Origin of the sequence: Citrobacter sp. S-77 (genome assembly GCF_963864895.1) — a bacterium.
Taxonomy (GTDB): domain Bacteria; phylum Pseudomonadota; class Gammaproteobacteria; order Enterobacterales; family Enterobacteriaceae; genus Citrobacter; species Citrobacter murliniae.
The window spans coordinates 2,303,180-2,319,149 of the sequence record NZ_CAWLWU010000002.1 but is presented as its reverse complement, the minus strand read 5'-3'; the positions used below and the strand labels follow the sequence as shown (position 1 = coordinate 2,319,149).

Here is a 15,970-nt window from a genome sequence, read left to right as displayed (position 1 = left end):
TTTTTGCACCAGCTTGGTCTGGAAGGAAAGCAGGTTCGGCATTTTGTCAGTCAGCAGACCGAAACGGTCGACCATAAATACGCGCTGGCGGGCCGCTTCTTCGCTTAATCCTTCACGCTGGATTTGTGCGATGATCTGTTCGGCAATCCCGCACCCGGCAGAGCCTGCGCCGAGGAACACAATATTTTGTTCACTCAACTGGCTTCCTGCCGCACGGCTGGCGGCAATCAGCGTCCCTACGGTTACCGCCGCGGTACCCTGAATATCATCGTTGAACGAACAAATTTCATCGCGATAGCGGTTCAGCAACGGCATGGCGTTTTTCTGCGCGAAGTCTTCGAACTGCAGCAGCACGTCCGGCCAGCGGTGCTTCACGGCCTGGATGAACTCGTCGACAAATTCGTAGTATTCATCGTCAGTAATACGCGGATTGCGCCAGCCCATATACAGCGGATCGTTCAACAGTTGCTGGTTGTTGGTACCAACATCCAGCACTACCGGCAAAGTGTAGGCCGGGCTAATGCCGCCACAGGCGGTATACAGCGACAGTTTACCGATAGGAATGCCCATCCCGCCGATACCCTGATCGCCAAGACCCAGAATACGTTCCCCGTCAGTAACGACGATGACTTTAATATTGTGGTTTGGGACGTTTTGCAGGATATCGTCCATGTTGTGGCGGTTTTGGTAAGAGATAAATACACCGCGAGAACGGCGATAGATCTCAGAAAAGCGCTCACAGGCAGCACCTACCGTTGGGGTGTAGATGACGGGCATCATCTCATCAAGATGGTTATTCACCAGCCGATAGAACAGGGTTTCGTTGGTGTCCTGGATATTGCGCAGGTAGATATGTTTGTCGATTTCCGTTTTGAATCCCTGATATTGGATCCAGGCACGATCGGCTTGTTCTTCAATCGTCTCGACGACTTCCGGCAGTAACCCCAGCAGGTTGAAGTTACGTCGTTCTTCCACACTGAAAGCACTCCCTTTGTTTAGCAGGGGAAACTCCAGCAGTACCGGGCCAGCGTAAGGGATATAAAGGGAACGCAGTTTTTTAGTTTCGTTTTCCATGTCACTCACTCTTTTTTGAATAACCGTCCCTGGCACTCTTTATGATCGTATGTGGCCTGTCTGCCAGGGAAACGGGCGAAGTATAAAGCATTGTGAATGGGTTAAGGGGTTTTATAAGCAAAAACACCACTGCGGTTGCAATGGTGTTTATCTCGTTAATCCGTATGTCGTGCAGGAAATTACTTGCTGTCAGCGCGGCGTTTTCTTCCGGTTGGAGCATTGACCACGCTGGATTTGTCGCCTTCGGTTACGACTTTACGTTGATTGGAGATTTTGTGGTCCAGTCCAAGAATATGACGGGCCTGACGGTTCGATTTCATTCTAACTCCTTAATCCTGTTACTGGTTTCAAGGGCGAGTCCGCGTAAGATCGGACGAAATACAACCTGATAGAAAGCCGATGTATAAAAAAACGGCTTTCTGGATGGTCGGTCATTTTCTCTGAAAGGTCAATGCTTAAGCAGGGAATGCAGAACATTCCAATCTGACACATGCTTTTGCCTCAGCGTCCTATACTTGTAACTCCGACGACAACACAGGAGAGCAGTAATGACTATCCATAAGAAAGGTCAGGCGCACTGGGAAGGCGACATTAAGCGTGGGAAAGGAACCGTGTCTACCGAAAGTGGGGTGCTGAACCAGCAACCCTATGGGTTTAATACGCGATTCGAAGGCGCGAAAGGCACCAACCCGGAAGAACTGATTGGCGCTGCACATGCTGCCTGCTTCTCAATGGCGCTTTCGTTAATGCTGGGCGAAGCGGGTTTTACGCCAGACGCTATTGATACCACTGCCGATGTTTCTCTGGATAAAGTGGATGCGGGTTTTGCGATAACCAAAGTGGCATTACACAGTGAGGTTGCCGTGCCAGGGATCGATGCAGCAACATTTGACGACATCATCCAGAAGGCGAAAGCCGGATGTCCGGTGTCACAGGTTCTGAACGCAGAAATTACCCTGGATTATCAGTTGAAGTCCTGACGGATGCAGGCCGGATGCGACGCCGCATCCGGCATACATAACTTACTGTGCCACCCAACCGCCATCCATATTCCATGCCACACCGCGGACCTGCGCCGCAGCATCTGAACACAAGAACAGCGCGAGCTCACCCAGTTGTTCGGGCGTGACAAACTCACGTGAAGGCTGCTTCTCCGCGAGCAGCGCGTTACGTGCCGCTTCCGGATCAACGCCTTCGGCAATGCGCTTGTCGATCTGCTGTTGTACCAGCGGGGTCAGGACCCAACCAGGGCACAGCGCATTACAGGTTACGCCAGTCTGCGCCGTTTCCAGTCCTATGGTTTTGGTTAGGCCGACCACGCCGTGCTTCGCCGCGACGTAGGCCGATTTTTCTTTTGAGGCCACCAGCCCATGCACCGAGGCGATATTAATAATGCGTCCCCAGTTGCGTTCACGCATACCGGGAAGCGCCAGGCGCGTAGTGTGAAAAACGGAGGACAGGTTGATGGCAATGATTGCATTCCATTTGTCTACAGGGAATGTCTCGACCGGTGAGACATATTGGATCCCGGCGTTATTGACCAGAATATCCACGCCGCCAAACTCGCTTTCGGCGTAGTACATCATCGCGGCAATTTGCGCTTCATCGCTGAGATCAGCACCATGATACCCTGGTGTTTTGCCATACTGCGCCACGGCGTCTTTTGCCGCCTCAACATCACCAAAGCCGTTGAGAATCAAAGTGGCCCCGGCTTTCGCCAGAACCTGCGCAATACCTAATCCAATACCGCTGGTCGATCCGGTAACCAGGGCTGTTTTTCCCGTTAAGTTCATGGTGATTCTCCTTAAACAATTCCGGTGGTGTAGAAGACGCCGATCACAAACAGCACGGCCAGACTTTTGATCACGGTGATGGCGAAGATCCCGCCATACGCCTGGCGATGGCTCAAGCCTGTGATGGCCAGCAGCGTAATTACCGCGCCGTTATGCGGCAGGGTATCCATGCCACCGCTGGCCATAGAGGCGACGCGGTGAAAGACTTCCAACGGAATGTTGGCAGCATGTGCGGCAGCGATAAAGGTGTCTGACATTGCCGCTAATGCAATGCTCATCCCGCCGGATGCCGAGCCGGTGATCCCGGCGAGGGTGGTAATACTGATGGCTTCATTGAGCAGTGGATCAGGAATGGCCGCCAGCGCTTTGGACAACACCAGAAAACCAGGCAGGGCGGCGATCACCGCGCCAAAACCGTATTCTGATGCGGTATTCATTGCCGCCAGAATCGCGCCGCCGACAGCCGTTCTGCTTCCTTCGGCGAGGCGGCCTTTGATGTTGCGATAACCAAAAATCACTACTAACAGGATCCCTGAAATCAGCGCGGCCTCTACTGCCCAGATAGCGGTAATTTTCCCGACTTCAGTCGTGATTGGCTTGGCCAGGCCAGGAAGCTCCAGCTGATGACTGGTGCCATACCAGACCGGGATCCAACGGGTAAACAGCAGGTTAAATACACCCACCAGAATCAGCGGGGAAATCGCAATGACTGGATTAGGCAGGTTAATGTTATCCGGTGTTTCCGGTTCGTTAAGCAGCTCGGTGCCATAGCCTTCGTTCTTTGTCTGAGCTTTGCGCCGCTGGCGCTCGAGATAGACCAGGCCGACAAAAATGATAAATAGCGAACCTATGAGCCCCAGCCAGGGTGCGGCCCAGGCGTTAGTACCAAAAAAGCTGGTCGGGATAATATTCTGGATCTGCGGCGTACCGGGCAAAGCATCCATAGTGAATGAGAATGCGCCCAGCGCGACGGTTGCCGGGATCAGACGCTTGGGAATATTGCTCTGACGGAACAACTCAGCCGCAAACGGATACACCGCAAAGGCCACTACGAACAGCGACACACCGCCGTAAGTCAGCAACGCACACACCAGTACAATCACCGGAATGGCGTGACGACGGCCCAGAATGTTGATCGCCGCGGCGACGATGGATCGGGAAAAACCAGATAACTCGATTAACTTGCCAAATACTGCTCCCAGTAAGAACACCGGGAAGTAAAGCTTCACAAAACCGACCATTTTTTCCATAAACAGGCCGGTAAAGGCGGGGCCGACGGCGCTCGGTTCGGTGAGCAGGACAGCGCCTAATGCCGCGATGGGGGCAAACAGGATGACACTGTATCCGCGATAGGCTGCCAGCATCAGCAGGCCCAATGCTGCCAGGGCGATTAATACACTCATCATGACTCCTTATTATTATAGTGGGGTACAGAAAGAGACGTTATGGCTTCAGCGCAAAGCGCAGCTGATGTTCCCGGCGTTGCTGGATGTACTCCTTGCGCGAATCATCCCAGCGATAGAATCCCTGACCGCTGCGCAAACCGGTATCACCGCGGGCAACCTTGTCAGCGACAAGTGACATCATGTCACTGCCGGTGGCCAGTTCCGGTAGCAGGTGGCGACAAATGTCCTGCACGGTGGACAGCCCGGTCATATCAGCGGCTTCCAGCGGACCGACCATCGCATAGCGGCGTCCGAGTGAGGCTCGCATTACCTGATCCACTACCTCTGCGCTGGCAATGCCGCTCTTGACGATATGCAGCGCTTCACGCAGTAAGGCAAACTGCAGGCGGTTGCCGACAAAACCTGGCGCAGCACGGTCGAGTACCACAGCCTCAAGCTGCATCGAGACCAGCAGTTGTTGTAATTCGCTGAGATATTCTGTCCTGGTTGCCGAGCCAGGAACGATTTCAACTAAGGGAATAAAGTGCGGTGGGTGCCAGAAATGGGCGATCAGCAATCGCTCCGGGTGAATAAGGTTCTCTGCCAGCGCATCGGGCGGCAGGCCACTGGTGTTACTGGCAATAATGGCATCTGGTCCTATTAGTGCTTCCAGTTGCGCATACAACGCATGCTTGAGTTCAATCCGTTCAGGGATAGCCTCAATCAGTAATCCCGATGCGGCGATATCCTGTAGAGAGGTAGTTCCGTGCAACCGGCTGAGAACCTGCTCTTTGTCATCGGCGGGAAACTGGTCGGTCGCAATGAGCTCATCCAGTATGCCGTTCGCAACAGCGGTAATTTCATTAATCCTGCTGTTATCAGTATCGAAAAGCCAGACATCATGGGAAAAACGGGCGAAGTGGGTAGCGATGCCGACACCCATTAAACCGGCACCCAATACGCTGATGTGATTAGTCTGCATGCTGTGCTCCTGTCGGACGTTCAACCGTCAGCGCCACACCCTGACCACCGCCGACGCACAGCGTCGCCAGACCTTTGGTCGCATTGCGGCGAGTCATTTCGTGCAGAAGGGTTACCAGAATGCGGCACCCGGATGTGCCAATCGGGTGACCAAGCGCAATTGCGCCACCGTTGACGTTCACTTTGTTACTATCCCAGTTCAGGGATTCGCCGACTGCCAACGCCTGCGCGGCAAATGCTTCGTTGGCTTCGATAAGATCCACGTCATCCAGCGTCCAGCCTGCGCGTTTCAAACACTGCAACGATGCCTCGACCGGACCAATACCCATGATTGACGGATCAACGCCCGAAACGGCATAGCCAGTAACCCTGGCAAGAATCGGAAGGTTCAGTTGCGCGGCTTTGGCTGCACTCATCAGCATCACCGCCGCCGCACCATCGTTTAAGGATGACGCATTGCCTGCCGTTACCGTGCCATTACCGGGACGAAAAGCCGGTTTAAGCTGCGCCAGTTTGTCGGCCTGGGTATTCGGGCGAGGCTGCTCATCGCTATCTACCAGACGCGGTGTGTTTTTTCCTTGCGGGACGCTGACCGGGGTAATTTCTGCGGCGAAACGACCAGCCTCGATAGCCGCCGCTGCTTTCTGCTGGGAGAGCAGGGCAAAGGCATCTTGCTGCTCACGGCTGATGGCAAATTTATCGGCCAGGTTTTCAGCAGTAATCCCCATGTGATAGTCATTGAACGCATCCCACAGTCCGTCATGCACCACGCTGTCTTTCAGGCTGGCATGGCCGAGACGTAAACCTGCACGAGCGCCGTCGAGAAAATAAGGGGCATTACTCATGCTTTCCTGGCCTCCGGCGATCACGATTTCCGCATCGCCACAGCGTATGGCCTGTACAGCCTGATGTACCGCTTTCAAACCTGAGCCGCACAGCAGATTAATGGTTATCGCGGGCGTGGTAACCGGCAATCCGGCGCGTAACGCAGTCTGTCTGGCCGGATTCTGACCGCAACCTGCGGTCAGTACCTGGCCGAGGATAACTTCGTCAATCTGATCTGGCGCTACGCCGGTTTTCTCCAGCAGGGCACGAATGACGACGGTCCCTAGATCAACGGCAGAAAGCGGAGCCAGCGCACCATGAAAACTGCCAATCGGCGTACGTGTTGCTGCGACAATAACAACATCCTGCATGGTCAGTTCCTCAGTTAAATTGCATTTCAGGCACGTGATCGGGGACGACCAGTTTGCCTGCGGTTCTGGCGACAATGTCGTCCACGCTGACGCCAGGGGCACGCTCGCGCAGAATGAAGGCGCCGTCAGCGATTTCCAGCAGTGCCAGGTCGGTCAGCACGCGTTTAATACAGGCAACGCCGGTCAGCGGCAGGGTACAGGCAGGAAGCAGCTTGGATTCGCCACTTTTGGAAGCATGCGTCATCACGACAATGATGTTTTCTGCGCCAGCCACCAGATCCATCGCGCCGCCCATGCCTTTCACCATTTTTCCGGGGATCATCCATGACGCGATATTGCCGTTGGTATCCACTTCAAATGCACCGAGCACCGTCAGGTCGACATGACCGCCGCGGATCATGGCGAAGGATTGCGCCGAGTCGAAAATCGCCGCGCCTTTACGCGCCGTAACAGTCTGTTTCCCGGCATTGATCATGTCGGCATCCAGTTCATCTTCGGTGGGAAACGGCCCCATCCCGAGCAGACCATTCTCCGATTGCAGCATCACGTCCATACCGTCGGGGATGTAATTCGCTACCAGGGTCGGAATACCAATACCCAGATTGACGTAATAGCCGTCGCGCAGCTCGCGGGCGACACGCATCGCCATTTGTTCACGCGTTAACATGGTCAGGCTCCTTTGTGCCGTAGGGTGCGTTGCTCAATGCGTTTTTCAAACTTGCCCTGAATAATGCGGTTAACAAAAATTCCGGGGGTGTGAATTGCCGCGGGATCCAGCTCTCCGGGAGGAACAATCTCTTCAACTTCGACGACCGTGATGTGCCCGGCAGCCGCCATCAACGGATTAAAATTCTGTGCGGTATGGCGGTATATAACGTTGCCGTACCAGTCGGCTTTCCAGCCTTTTACCAGCGCGAAATCTCCGGTTATCGCCTGTTCCATGATGTACGGACGTCCGGCAAACTCGCGAACTTCTTTACCTTCAGCCACGGGAGTGCCGTATCCGGTTGCGGTGAAGAAAGCCGGGATCCCCGCGCCGCCCGCGCGCAACTGCTCTGCCAGCGTACCCTGTGGCGTCAGAATCGCTTCCAGCTCACCGCTGAGTACCTGCTTCTCAAACAGCGCATTTTCACCAACGTAGGAAGCCACCACTTTGCGTACCTGGCGGGTTTCGAGCAGTACGCCGAGGCCAAAACCATCTACACCACAGTTGTTAGACACGACCGTGAGTCCCTGAACCTCCCGACGACGAACTTCAGCTATCAGATTCTCGGGAATACCACATAAGCCAAACCCGCCAGCCAGCAGCGTCATGTTATCGGTCAGTCCTTCCAGCGCCTCTTGCCAGGTGGCGACCCGTTTATCCAGTCCAGCCATACACTTGCCCCTCCAGTTGTCCTTGCCGACATCATTGGGGGTGAAAAATGATTTGTTAATTTTAAATTTGTGACTCACTCATTGGGTTTTTTTATCAATTTAATGTTAATTAAAGGTATTCAACAAGTTAAAGGAATGAGAAATGAGAATGAGCATCAAACAGTTACGCGCGTTTTTAGCGGTAGCTCACACTCTGAATTTTGCTCATGCCAGCGAACGGCTGAATATGTCACAGCCAGCGTTGAGTCTGGCGATTAAAGGACTGGAGGATTCGCTGGGAGGAGCTTTACTGCTGAGAACTACCCGTAAAGTGACCCTGACGCAGGAGGGAGAAACACTACTGACGATGGGGCGGCAACTGCTTGCAGACTGGGAAAATACGGAAGAAGCGATGCGTCAGCGCTTTACGTTGCAACGTGGCAAAATTTCTATTGCGGCAATGCCATCGTTTGCCACTAATGTGCTGCCACCGGTACTCAAAACCTTTCGTGACTGTTATGGCGGTATCAATGTGACGGTTCACGATGTTATTAACGAGCAGGTCATCGAAATGGTGAGTGAAGGGCGGGTGGAAATGGGGATCGCCTTCGAACCGGACTATTCAGGTCACCTCCATTTCACGCCGCTCGGTATGGACAGGTTTATCGCTATTGTGCCTCCGACGTGTCGGCTTGCAGGCCGGGAGCGAATTACATGGAAGGAACTGCTGACGCTGGATTTCATTACACTGCAACGACCTTCAGCCGTACGTCTGATGCTGGAAGAACAACTGGTACAAAGTGGTCATTCGCTGGAGGTTGCACTGGAGAGCCATCAACTGGTGACCATCGGACGACTGGTGGCGAACGGACTAGGCGGCAGCGCAGTACCCGCGCTCTGCCGCACGCAGATGACCGAACTTGGCGCAACCTGTATTGAGCTGGACAGCCCGGTTATACAACGACGCATCGGCATTCTTCGCTCTGCGCATCATAAATTGTCGACGGCTTCCGAGGTGTTAGTGGACTCGCTGAAAAAAGCGTACCGTGCCTGATATTGTTGTCAGGCATGATACGCGTGGTGGATCTTATGTGGCCCGCCAGCAGCGGACTTCACTTCCGCTTTCACTTTTGAGCAATGACTGCTTCTGTTCACACCCGCTGGTTGCAAGCGGGCACCGGTCGCGGAAATAACATCCCTGGGGTAAGGTACGATTTCCCGGCAGTTCGGTTTTACGTAATAGCAAATCTTCTGCCAGTGGCGCGCCCGTTTTAGGAACTGAATCCAGCAATAAACGGGTGTAAGGGTGGGCCGGATGCGTCAAAACCTGCTGCGCGTCGCCCAGTTCGACAATTTGCCCAAGGTACATTACCGCTACCCGGTCGCTCATATGCCGGATAACTGACACGTTATGTGATATCAGCACAAAGGTCAGCTTTCTGCGCGCCTGTAAGGATACCAGCAGGTTAAGAATTTGCGCTTGTACGGAGATATCCAGCGCCGAGGTGGGTTCATCGAGCACGATCACATCCGGCTTTGATGATAATGCCCTGGCAATGGCAATACGCTGACGCTGTCCACCGGAAAACGCGTGGGGCAGACGGTCCAGATATTCAGGACGGATGCCAACCTGCTGGGCTAAATCTTCGGCAAGCGCGCGACGTTCTCGTTCGGGACTACGTTTCTGGATCCATACCGGTTCAGTAATGATTCGCCAGACGGGCAGGCGAGGATCCAGCGACGAAAGCGGGTCCTGAAACACCATTTGCATACCGCTGCTTGCGCCAGTTTGTTGCTCCTCGCTGCGGATATATTGCCCCTGAGTCGGCTTGAGCATACCCATTAACAACTGCGCCAGAGTGCTTTTCCCACAGCCTGATTCGCCGACAATACCCAGCGTTTCACCCTGACGGATCTGTAAGTCCATACCGTTGAGCGCATGCACGCGTTCAGTCACCTTACCAAGCCAGTTTTTACGGGCGGGAAAGTTGACATGGACATCCTGTAGTGCCAGTAAAATGTCAGACATGCGTTGCCTCCAGTTGCGGATACCAGCAGGCGGATTGCTGATCTGATAGCCCCTGACTGCGTAACGCAGGGTTCTCATCACACCGTGATCCCGCAGCAAAACAGCGCTCACGGAATGCACATCCTGCGGGTAAACAGGTCAGGTTTGGTACCGTCCCCGGAATAGCGGGTAACAGGGTGCGTGGTTGGCCGTGTTCCGGCGCACATTTCAGCAGACCAATGGAGTAGGGATGTGTTGGATGCTGAATGACGGTTTGCGTCGGGCCGCTTTCGATGACACTTCCGGCGTACATGACGTACAACCTGTCGCACAGTTGCGATACCACCGCCATATCATGGCTGATAAACAGCACAGCCGTGCCGCTGGCCCGCGCTTTATGCCTGAGCAAACGCAGCACTTGCAGTTGTACCGTCACATCCAGCGCTGTCGTTGGTTCATCAGCGATAATCAGATCCGGTTCGCAGGAAAAGGCCAGCGCAATCATCACGCGCTGGCGCATTCCACCGGACAGCTCAAACGGGAAGCGCGACATCACTTCAGGGGCGTCCGGGATTTGCATTTCCTCCAGTAAAGCGATGGCTTTCTGGCGGGCATCACCACGACTGACTGATTGATGATGACGGATCACTTCCACCATTTGCTGGCCGATACGCCGGGTCGGATTCAGCGCCGTCATTGGCTCCTGGAAAATCATCGCCACGCGCTCACCACGCCATTTACGCATTTGCTTCTCAGTGGCGTTCAGAACATCTTCACCGAGCAGCGACACGCGTCCCTGATGAATTCGATAACTTCCCTCCGGCAGCAGGCGCATGGCGAGCATGGCTGTCACTGATTTACCAGAGCCGGACTCACCGACCACGCCGACAATCTCCCCGCGGTTGATATGTAGCGAGACATGGTTTAGTGCATGAACGTCTGCTTTATAACCGGGGAAGCTCAGGTGTAAATTCTCAATTTCCAGTACAGGCCGTGTCATGACTGTTTTCCTCCGGCTTTCGGGTCCAGCAGATCGCGGATACCGTCGCCAAAGAGATTAAAACCGACGGCAGTAATCAATATGGCGGCTCCGGGGAATGCGCAATACCACCATTGATCAAGTACATAGTTGCGACCTATCGCCACCATCGCCCCCCATTCTGCGCTGGGCTGTTGCGCCCCCAAACCGATAAACCCAAGCGTGGCAGCCATCAGGATCGCACTACCTATGTCCAGCGACGCCTGCACGATAAGGGGCGGCAGCGAATTGCGTAATATATGCCAGCTAATCAGATGCCAGCGTGATGCGCCGTAAGTGCGGGCGGCCTGCACATAAGTAAACTGGCGAACCACCAACGTTTGCCCACGGGCCAGTCGGACATAGAAAGGGATACGTACAATCGCAATCGCCAGCATCGCGTTAAACAGGCTGGGTCCCAGGGCGGCGGCCAGCGCCATCGTCAGCACCAGCGAAGGGATCGACAGCATGACATCCATGATGCGCATGATAATCGCATCAGCACGTCCACCCATCACACCCGACAGGCAGCCAACCAGCGAACCGACGCCTCCGGCAATACCCACCACGACCAGTCCGGCGACGATCGATTGCTGGCTTCCCACCAGTACGCGACTGAACAAATCACGGCCCACCTCATCGGTACCAAACCAGTGTGCTGCAGACGGGGGAAGCAGACGTGCAGTCAGGTCGATTGCATTGGGATCGTGAGGCGTGATCCACGGCGACAACACCATCATCAGCAGCATCAACACAATGATCGCGCCACCAATCAGCGTTAGCGGACTGCTTTTCATCATCCAGAACAGTTTTGCCCAGTCAACGCGCTGGCGCGCTGGCGGGGATGGGGCTGGTGTTTCTTGCGTAAGCATCATTCAGCGCCTCCTCGTCCGATTCGCGGATCAATCCACAAATACAGTAAATCCACCACCAGATTCACCAGTACGTAAGCCAAAGAAACCACAACGGCAAATCCCATTACCGCCGGGAAATCAAGCGCCTGAATAGAGGTCACCACCCAGGCCCCCATTCCCGGCCACGCAAAAACCGTTTCGGTTAGTACTGCGCCGTAGAGCAGATCGCCCAGCGCGAGGCCAAGAACGGTTATTGATGGAATAAGGGCATTGGGCAGTGCATAACACAAAATGATGTACCAGCCCGGTAAACCACTGGCGCGGGCGGTGCGAATATAATCTTCGCTAAGCTGTTCCAGCATGGCTGAGCGAATTTGACGGGCGACAATCCCCAGATGTACAAAAGCCAGCGTCAGAGACGGCAGGATCAGGTGCTGGAGAGCATTGAAAAAGACCTCGCCATTACCTTCGAGAAGTGCGTCTATCAGGTAGAACCCGGTAACGTGCGTGGGGGGATCCAGCCAGTCATCCAGTCGTCCGCCACCGGGCAAAATCTGCAGATGGCCGTAAAACAGTACGATGACGCCCAGACCCAACCAGAACGCGGGTGTTGATATGCCGGTGATAGCCATCAGGCGTACGATATGGTCGAGCCAGCGGTTACGCCAGACAGCCGATAAAATGCCCAGCGGGATGCCAATAATGAGCGCCAGCAGCAGAGAGCAGAAAGCCAGCTCAAGCGTGGCGGGGAAAAAGACGCGCAGTTCATCCATTACCGGACGCCCGGTACGGATAGATGTCCCTAAATCCCCCTGAAAAATATCGCTGACGTAGCGAAAAAATTGTACATACAGCGGCTGATTCAACCCTAATTGCTGGCGAATATTTTCGACAATTTCATCGCTGGCGCGATCGCCTGCCAGCAGCCGCGCGGGGTCACCTGGGATCAGGTGCGAAATAATAAAAGTGATCACACAAACACCGGTGACCACCAGGATAAGTCCCCAGCAGCGCTGGCGTAAAATGCTCCAGAAAGTCATCGGCTTCCCCTTGCGGAGCCAATTTGGCTCCGCATAAACGTGGCTTATTTACTCATGGTGGAGATATTGAAGACCTGTTCCAGCATGGGGTTGAATACAAATCCTTTGACGTCTTTGTTCATCGCCAGTTGGTAGTTTTTCTGGAATAAATAGACGTAGGCAGCTTCATCAATAACGATGTTTTGCGCCTGCTGATAATCCTTCGTTCTGGCGACCTGATCGGTGGTTGCCAGCGCGCTCTGGAGCAGCTTATCGACCTCGCTGTTTTCATAGAATGAACGGTTGCCCGGTAAACCTTTCTTATCTGACTCAAACCAGTAGTTCATGAACATGTACGGATCAGCGAAGTCCGGGCTCCAGTTGCCGATAGCAATGTCGTAATCTCCTTTGCCTACACGGTCACGCATGGTGGCATTCGCCAGCTTTTCCAGCTTCACTTTTATACCCAGCTTGCCGAGGCTGGCTTGTGTGGCGAGGGCAATTGGCTCCCAGTTAGGGTCATTATCAGAGTAGAGAAAACTCAGACTGTCGGGCTTCGTCGCAACTTTATCCCACTCGGCTTTTGCTTTGGCTTCGTCAAAATTGTACTGCATCGCCTTTTCATCAAAGCCCCACATGCCTTCGGGGATCGGGCCGCGCATCTGTTTACCGTTGCCGCTCAAAATGCCTTTCACCATGCCCTTATAATCAGTTGACCAGGAGATAGCACGGCGCAAGTCCACCTGATTGAGCGGCGCTTTACTGTTGTTCAGATACAGATAGGTGACACGCAGAGAAGGGTAATCCGCCACGTTGACCTTTCCTTCCTGTTTTAAGGCGGAAAGCTGGTCAACGGGCAACGCATCGGCAATGTCGATATCGCCGCGCGACAATTGCAACCGGCGGGAAGCGCTCTCACCGATGATTTTTACTGATACGCGTTTAAACGCTGGCTTGGGACCCGGATAGTGGGGATTCGGAACCAGTACCAGTTGCTGCCCTTTTTGCCAGCTCTTCAACATGAAGGGACCGGAACCCGCTGTGCTTTGCGCCAGGAACCCACGGGCATCATCAGCGGCGTGCTCTTTTAAGATAACCGGGTTGATAATCGACGCGCCGTCATTCGCCAGCGTATAGAGGAATGGCGCGAACGGCTGGCTGAGGATAAATTTCACCGTACTGGCATCAATGGCTTCAATCTTCAGATCTTTCGGGAATGCCTCAGCAGGTCCCTGACCAATTTTGAGTAAACGCTCAAAGGATTGCTTCACCGCCTCAGCCGTAACGGGAGTACCGTCGGCAAATTTAGCGTCGTTTTTCAGGGTAAACGTCCATTCTTTATGATCGTCAGATGCTTTCCAGTTGCTGGCCAAATCACCTTCAACCTCTGTGGAACCTTTGCCACCTGCGGTTTTGTACTGGACCAGACGCTGATAAGAGGGATAGGTGACCGTCCAGTCGTTGTTATCTATCGTCACGGCGGGATCCAGCGTTTGTGGGTCGGCTGCTTTACCAATGACCAGCATGTCCTTAGGTACGGCGGCCTGGGCGGCGGGCAAGGCCACCGACAGTGCGACGGCAATCAGAGCGGGGCGAAAAAACGATCTCAATGCAGGTGTAGTCTTCATAACCAGGCTCCAGAATCAAAGGGGATGTTGTGTTGTTATTTGTGGGGCAGTAAAACAGGAAAAATAATCATCAAGCAGCGGATAGCGTGCGGCATTGGGCAATTCAAAATGCCACCACTCGCTGCTTATCCCGACAAAACCGCCGCCAGACATAATGGCGTTGAGCAACAGTCGGTTACGCTGCGCTTTCGGGGGCACAGAAGGATGCCAGGCATGGGAACGATCGTGCATTTCATCAAAACCAGCTCCCATATCGAGGACATTGCCGCGTTCATCCATCAGCGTGACGTCGATGGCCGTTCCACGGCTATGATTGGAACCAATCGCCACGTCCACGACATATTGAGGATCGGGACAGGCATTCCACAGTAGCGCCTGAGCCTGCTGCGGGCGATACGCGTCGTATACCACCAGGGATAACCCCGCCAGTTGCGCAATGCTGATGCTTTTGGCCAGCCCAGCGACCGCATCGCTGTGTAACAGGCAACGCGCTTCCCGATAGATAGGCGCGCCGGTAATGTTATCGGTCGTGGCATATTTGAGATCGATATGCAGTGACGGGAATATCACTGACAGATCGACCAGTTCTGGGGTCTCTGACATAGCACGGTTCCTGTTTATTGTTCGAATTGACCAAATTGTTGTTGTAACTGACGATTGGCCTGCAGGCGCTCCGCCAGGGAGTCGCCCAGTTGCGCCACCACTGCGGAGAGTAATAAGTTGAACAGACAACTTACCGGGGCAAGGGAATCCCAGAAGTGTCCGGTGTCGGTTTTTACCTGTATTAAATCAATGGCATAGTCTCTGGCCCAGGGGCACCAGACATCGGTTATTAGTGCGATCGGGATGCCGCGTTCGCTGGCTACCCGGCAATATTGTCGCGACATTGCGGCGTAGGCACGCGTATCGGTTATCACCACATAAGGCCGTTTGAACCCTGAATTCAGCGACTCAACCCAACTTCCGGAAAGCCCTTCGGAGTAACTCACTTTTGGGCGCAGGTATTCCAGATGACTAAAAAAGGCATTGGCGATCCCTCTGGTGGACTGGATCCCGAGGATATACACGGCTTCTGCGTGGGCCAGTTGCTGTGCAATGCGTAAAAATGTTTCGCTTTGCGCCAACTGGTAAACATGGGTAATGGCGTCAATCTCAAGCAGCAGCGACTGATGTACGCGATCGGGAAGGCTTTGCTGTTGATGCCAGGAATCCAGGCGTTCATTCATTCCCCAGGGTTGATAGGGGATTAGTGGCAATTCTCGTAGACTGGTTTTGGCATCTTCCAGGTTGCGAAAACCCAGTTTGCGTAGATAGCGACCTACGGTGATGCCGCTGGTTCCTGTCGCTTTTGCGATACCATCAGCCGTCTCAAAAGGGATCTGTGCTGCGTGCGCTAACAGCCAGCCGGCAACGCGCTTTTCACTGGGCGTTAGCTGACTAAACGTCTGTTCAATACGGGCAAATAACTCAGGTTTTGATGTCATCACCGTCTCGCTGTTAGTTGTTTGTCAGATGCTGTTTCGTTGTTACTTGATTAACAATGCAGGATGCGTGCCATGTCAGCGACAACGGTACGCTGCGTTTTTTTGTTAAAAAACACTTATATTTATTAACCAATGATCAACATTTGTGCAGCGTAGTTCAGTTTTGGTGCAAAG

Annotated in this window: 17 protein-coding genes; 2 read left to right on the top strand and 15 right to left on the bottom strand. The window is 53.9% G+C overall.

Annotated elements, in window-relative coordinates; all coding sequences use genetic code 11:
• On the bottom strand, positions 1-1,074 hold a 1,074-nt coding region (locus AACS05_RS11545), incomplete at its 3' end, for an NAD-dependent malic enzyme (RefSeq protein ID WP_045442955.1).
• A 179-nt stretch (positions 1,075-1,253) separates the two neighbouring features.
• Entirely contained in the window at positions 1,254-1,394 is a 141-nt protein-coding gene (gene sra / locus AACS05_RS11540) for a stationary-phase-induced ribosome-associated protein (protein ID WP_045442952.1), read from the bottom strand.
• A 228-nt stretch (positions 1,395-1,622) separates the two neighbouring features.
• On the opposite strand from sra, the gene osmC reads away from it, so the two are divergent.
• Positions 1,623-2,054, top strand: a complete 432-nt coding sequence (osmC, locus tag AACS05_RS11535) for a peroxiredoxin OsmC (RefSeq protein WP_045442949.1) — start codon at positions 1,623-1,625, stop codon at positions 2,052-2,054.
• Between the two features lie 42 nt (positions 2,055-2,096).
• On the opposite strand, the gene AACS05_RS11530 is transcribed toward osmC, so the two are convergent.
• From AACS05_RS11530 to AACS05_RS11505, 6 genes are read right to left on the bottom strand one after another with little or no spacing between them, the layout of a single operon-like run.
• Positions 2,097-2,867, bottom strand: a complete 771-nt coding sequence (locus AACS05_RS11530) for a 3-hydroxybutyrate dehydrogenase (protein WP_045442947.1) — start codon at positions 2,865-2,867, stop codon at positions 2,097-2,099.
• A gap of 11 nt (positions 2,868-2,878) precedes the next feature.
• Positions 2,879-4,273 carry a GntP family permease gene (locus AACS05_RS11525; RefSeq protein WP_200013285.1) on the bottom strand — a complete coding sequence of 465 codons (1,395 nt, stop codon included), beginning with the start codon at positions 4,271-4,273 and terminating at the stop codon, positions 2,879-2,881.
• A gap of 37 nt (positions 4,274-4,310) precedes the next feature.
• Entirely contained in the window at positions 4,311-5,234 is a 924-nt protein-coding gene (locus AACS05_RS11520; RefSeq protein ID WP_045442941.1) for a 3-hydroxyacyl-CoA dehydrogenase family protein, read from the bottom strand.
• Positions 5,224-6,429, bottom strand: a complete 1,206-nt coding sequence (locus tag AACS05_RS11515) for an acetyl-CoA C-acetyltransferase (protein WP_045442938.1) — start codon at positions 6,427-6,429, stop codon at positions 5,224-5,226. The genes AACS05_RS11520 and AACS05_RS11515 overlap by 11 nt, the downstream gene beginning before the upstream one ends.
• A 10-nt stretch (positions 6,430-6,439) precedes the next feature.
• The gene (locus AACS05_RS11510; RefSeq protein WP_045442935.1) at positions 6,440-7,096 is read right to left on the bottom strand and encodes a CoA transferase subunit B; all 657 of its coding nucleotides are present in this window, start codon (positions 7,094-7,096) and stop codon (positions 6,440-6,442) included.
• Between the two features lie 2 nt (positions 7,097-7,098).
• Positions 7,099-7,806 (bottom strand): CoA transferase subunit A, encoded by a 708-nt coding sequence (locus tag AACS05_RS11505; RefSeq protein WP_045442932.1) that lies wholly within the window; start codon positions 7,804-7,806, stop codon positions 7,099-7,101.
• Positions 7,807-7,948: 142 nt separating this feature from the next.
• On the opposite strand from AACS05_RS11505, the gene AACS05_RS11500 reads away from it, so the two are divergent.
• Complete coding sequence (locus AACS05_RS11500) at positions 7,949-8,839, top strand: LysR family transcriptional regulator (protein ID WP_045442929.1); 891 nt, start codon at positions 7,949-7,951, stop codon at positions 8,837-8,839.
• Between the two features lie 33 nt (positions 8,840-8,872).
• On the opposite strand, the gene AACS05_RS11495 is transcribed toward AACS05_RS11500, so the two are convergent.
• The 7 genes from AACS05_RS11495 to AACS05_RS11465 are packed head-to-tail and all read right to left on the bottom strand — an operon-like array spanning position 8,873 to position 15,796.
• Positions 8,873-9,814, bottom strand: coding sequence for an oligopeptide/dipeptide ABC transporter ATP-binding protein (locus AACS05_RS11495; protein ID WP_045442926.1), 942 nt, complete (start codon positions 9,812-9,814; stop codon positions 8,873-8,875).
• On the bottom strand, positions 9,807-10,793 hold the full coding sequence (locus AACS05_RS11490; protein WP_045442923.1) for an ABC transporter ATP-binding protein: 987 nt from the start codon (positions 10,791-10,793) through the stop codon (positions 9,807-9,809). The genes AACS05_RS11495 and AACS05_RS11490 overlap by 8 nt, the downstream gene beginning before the upstream one ends.
• Entirely contained in the window at positions 10,790-11,686 is an 897-nt protein-coding gene (gene ddpC, locus AACS05_RS11485) for a D,D-dipeptide ABC transporter permease (RefSeq protein WP_045442920.1), read from the bottom strand. The genes AACS05_RS11490 and ddpC overlap by 4 nt, the downstream gene beginning before the upstream one ends.
• Entirely contained in the window at positions 11,683-12,705 is a 1,023-nt protein-coding gene (locus AACS05_RS11480; protein ID WP_045442917.1) for an ABC transporter permease, read from the bottom strand. Before AACS05_RS11480 ends, ddpC begins: the two co-directional genes overlap by 4 nt.
• A 44-nt stretch (positions 12,706-12,749) precedes the next feature.
• On the bottom strand, positions 12,750-14,312 hold the full coding sequence (locus AACS05_RS11475; RefSeq protein WP_045442914.1) for an ABC transporter substrate-binding protein: 1,563 nt from the start codon (positions 14,310-14,312) through the stop codon (positions 12,750-12,752).
• 15 nt (positions 14,313-14,327) lie between these two features.
• Entirely contained in the window at positions 14,328-14,915 is a 588-nt protein-coding gene (ddpX, locus tag AACS05_RS11470) for a D-alanyl-D-alanine dipeptidase (RefSeq protein ID WP_045442911.1), read from the bottom strand.
• A 14-nt stretch (positions 14,916-14,929) separates the two neighbouring features.
• Positions 14,930-15,796 carry a MurR/RpiR family transcriptional regulator gene (locus AACS05_RS11465; RefSeq protein ID WP_045442908.1) on the bottom strand — a complete coding sequence of 289 codons (867 nt, stop codon included), beginning with the start codon at positions 15,794-15,796 and terminating at the stop codon, positions 14,930-14,932.
• Positions 15,797-15,970 lie beyond the last annotated feature (174 nt).

What these genes read in the sequence shown, in the direction of transcription:
- ddpX (WP_045442911.1), bottom strand. Translation starts at nt 14,915, where the DNA reads ATGTCAGAGACCCCAGAACTGGTCGATCTGTCAGTGATATTCCCGTCA.
- AACS05_RS11490 (WP_045442923.1), bottom strand. Translation starts at nt 10,793, where the DNA reads ATGACACGGCCTGTACTGGAAATTGAGAATTTACACCTGAGCTTCCCC.
- osmC (WP_045442949.1), top strand. Translation starts at nt 1,623, where the DNA reads ATGACTATCCATAAGAAAGGTCAGGCGCACTGGGAAGGCGACATTAAG.
- AACS05_RS11465 (WP_045442908.1), bottom strand. Translation starts at nt 15,796, where the DNA reads ATGACATCAAAACCTGAGTTATTTGCCCGTATTGAACAGACGTTTAGT.
- AACS05_RS11505 (WP_045442932.1), bottom strand. Translation starts at nt 7,806, where the DNA reads ATGGCTGGACTGGATAAACGGGTCGCCACCTGGCAAGAGGCGCTGGAA.
- AACS05_RS11500 (WP_045442929.1), top strand. Translation starts at nt 7,949, where the DNA reads ATGAGAATGAGCATCAAACAGTTACGCGCGTTTTTAGCGGTAGCTCAC.
- sra (WP_045442952.1), bottom strand. Translation starts at nt 1,394, where the DNA reads ATGAAATCGAACCGTCAGGCCCGTCATATTCTTGGACTGGACCACAAA.
- AACS05_RS11475 (WP_045442914.1), bottom strand. Translation starts at nt 14,312, where the DNA reads ATGAAGACTACACCTGCATTGAGATCGTTTTTTCGCCCCGCTCTGATT.
- AACS05_RS11480 (WP_045442917.1), bottom strand. Translation starts at nt 12,705, where the DNA reads ATGACTTTCTGGAGCATTTTACGCCAGCGCTGCTGGGGACTTATCCTG.
- AACS05_RS11510 (WP_045442935.1), bottom strand. Translation starts at nt 7,096, where the DNA reads ATGTTAACGCGTGAACAAATGGCGATGCGTGTCGCCCGCGAGCTGCGC.
- AACS05_RS11495 (WP_045442926.1), bottom strand. Translation starts at nt 9,814, where the DNA reads ATGTCTGACATTTTACTGGCACTACAGGATGTCCATGTCAACTTTCCC.
- AACS05_RS11515 (WP_045442938.1), bottom strand. Translation starts at nt 6,429, where the DNA reads ATGCAGGATGTTGTTATTGTCGCAGCAACACGTACGCCGATTGGCAGT.
- AACS05_RS11525 (WP_200013285.1), bottom strand. Translation starts at nt 4,273, where the DNA reads ATGATGAGTGTATTAATCGCCCTGGCAGCATTGGGCCTGCTGATGCTG.
- AACS05_RS11520 (WP_045442941.1), bottom strand. Translation starts at nt 5,234, where the DNA reads ATGCAGACTAATCACATCAGCGTATTGGGTGCCGGTTTAATGGGTGTC.
- AACS05_RS11530 (WP_045442947.1), bottom strand. Translation starts at nt 2,867, where the DNA reads ATGAACTTAACGGGAAAAACAGCCCTGGTTACCGGATCGACCAGCGGT.
- ddpC (WP_045442920.1), bottom strand. Translation starts at nt 11,686, where the DNA reads ATGATGCTTACGCAAGAAACACCAGCCCCATCCCCGCCAGCGCGCCAG.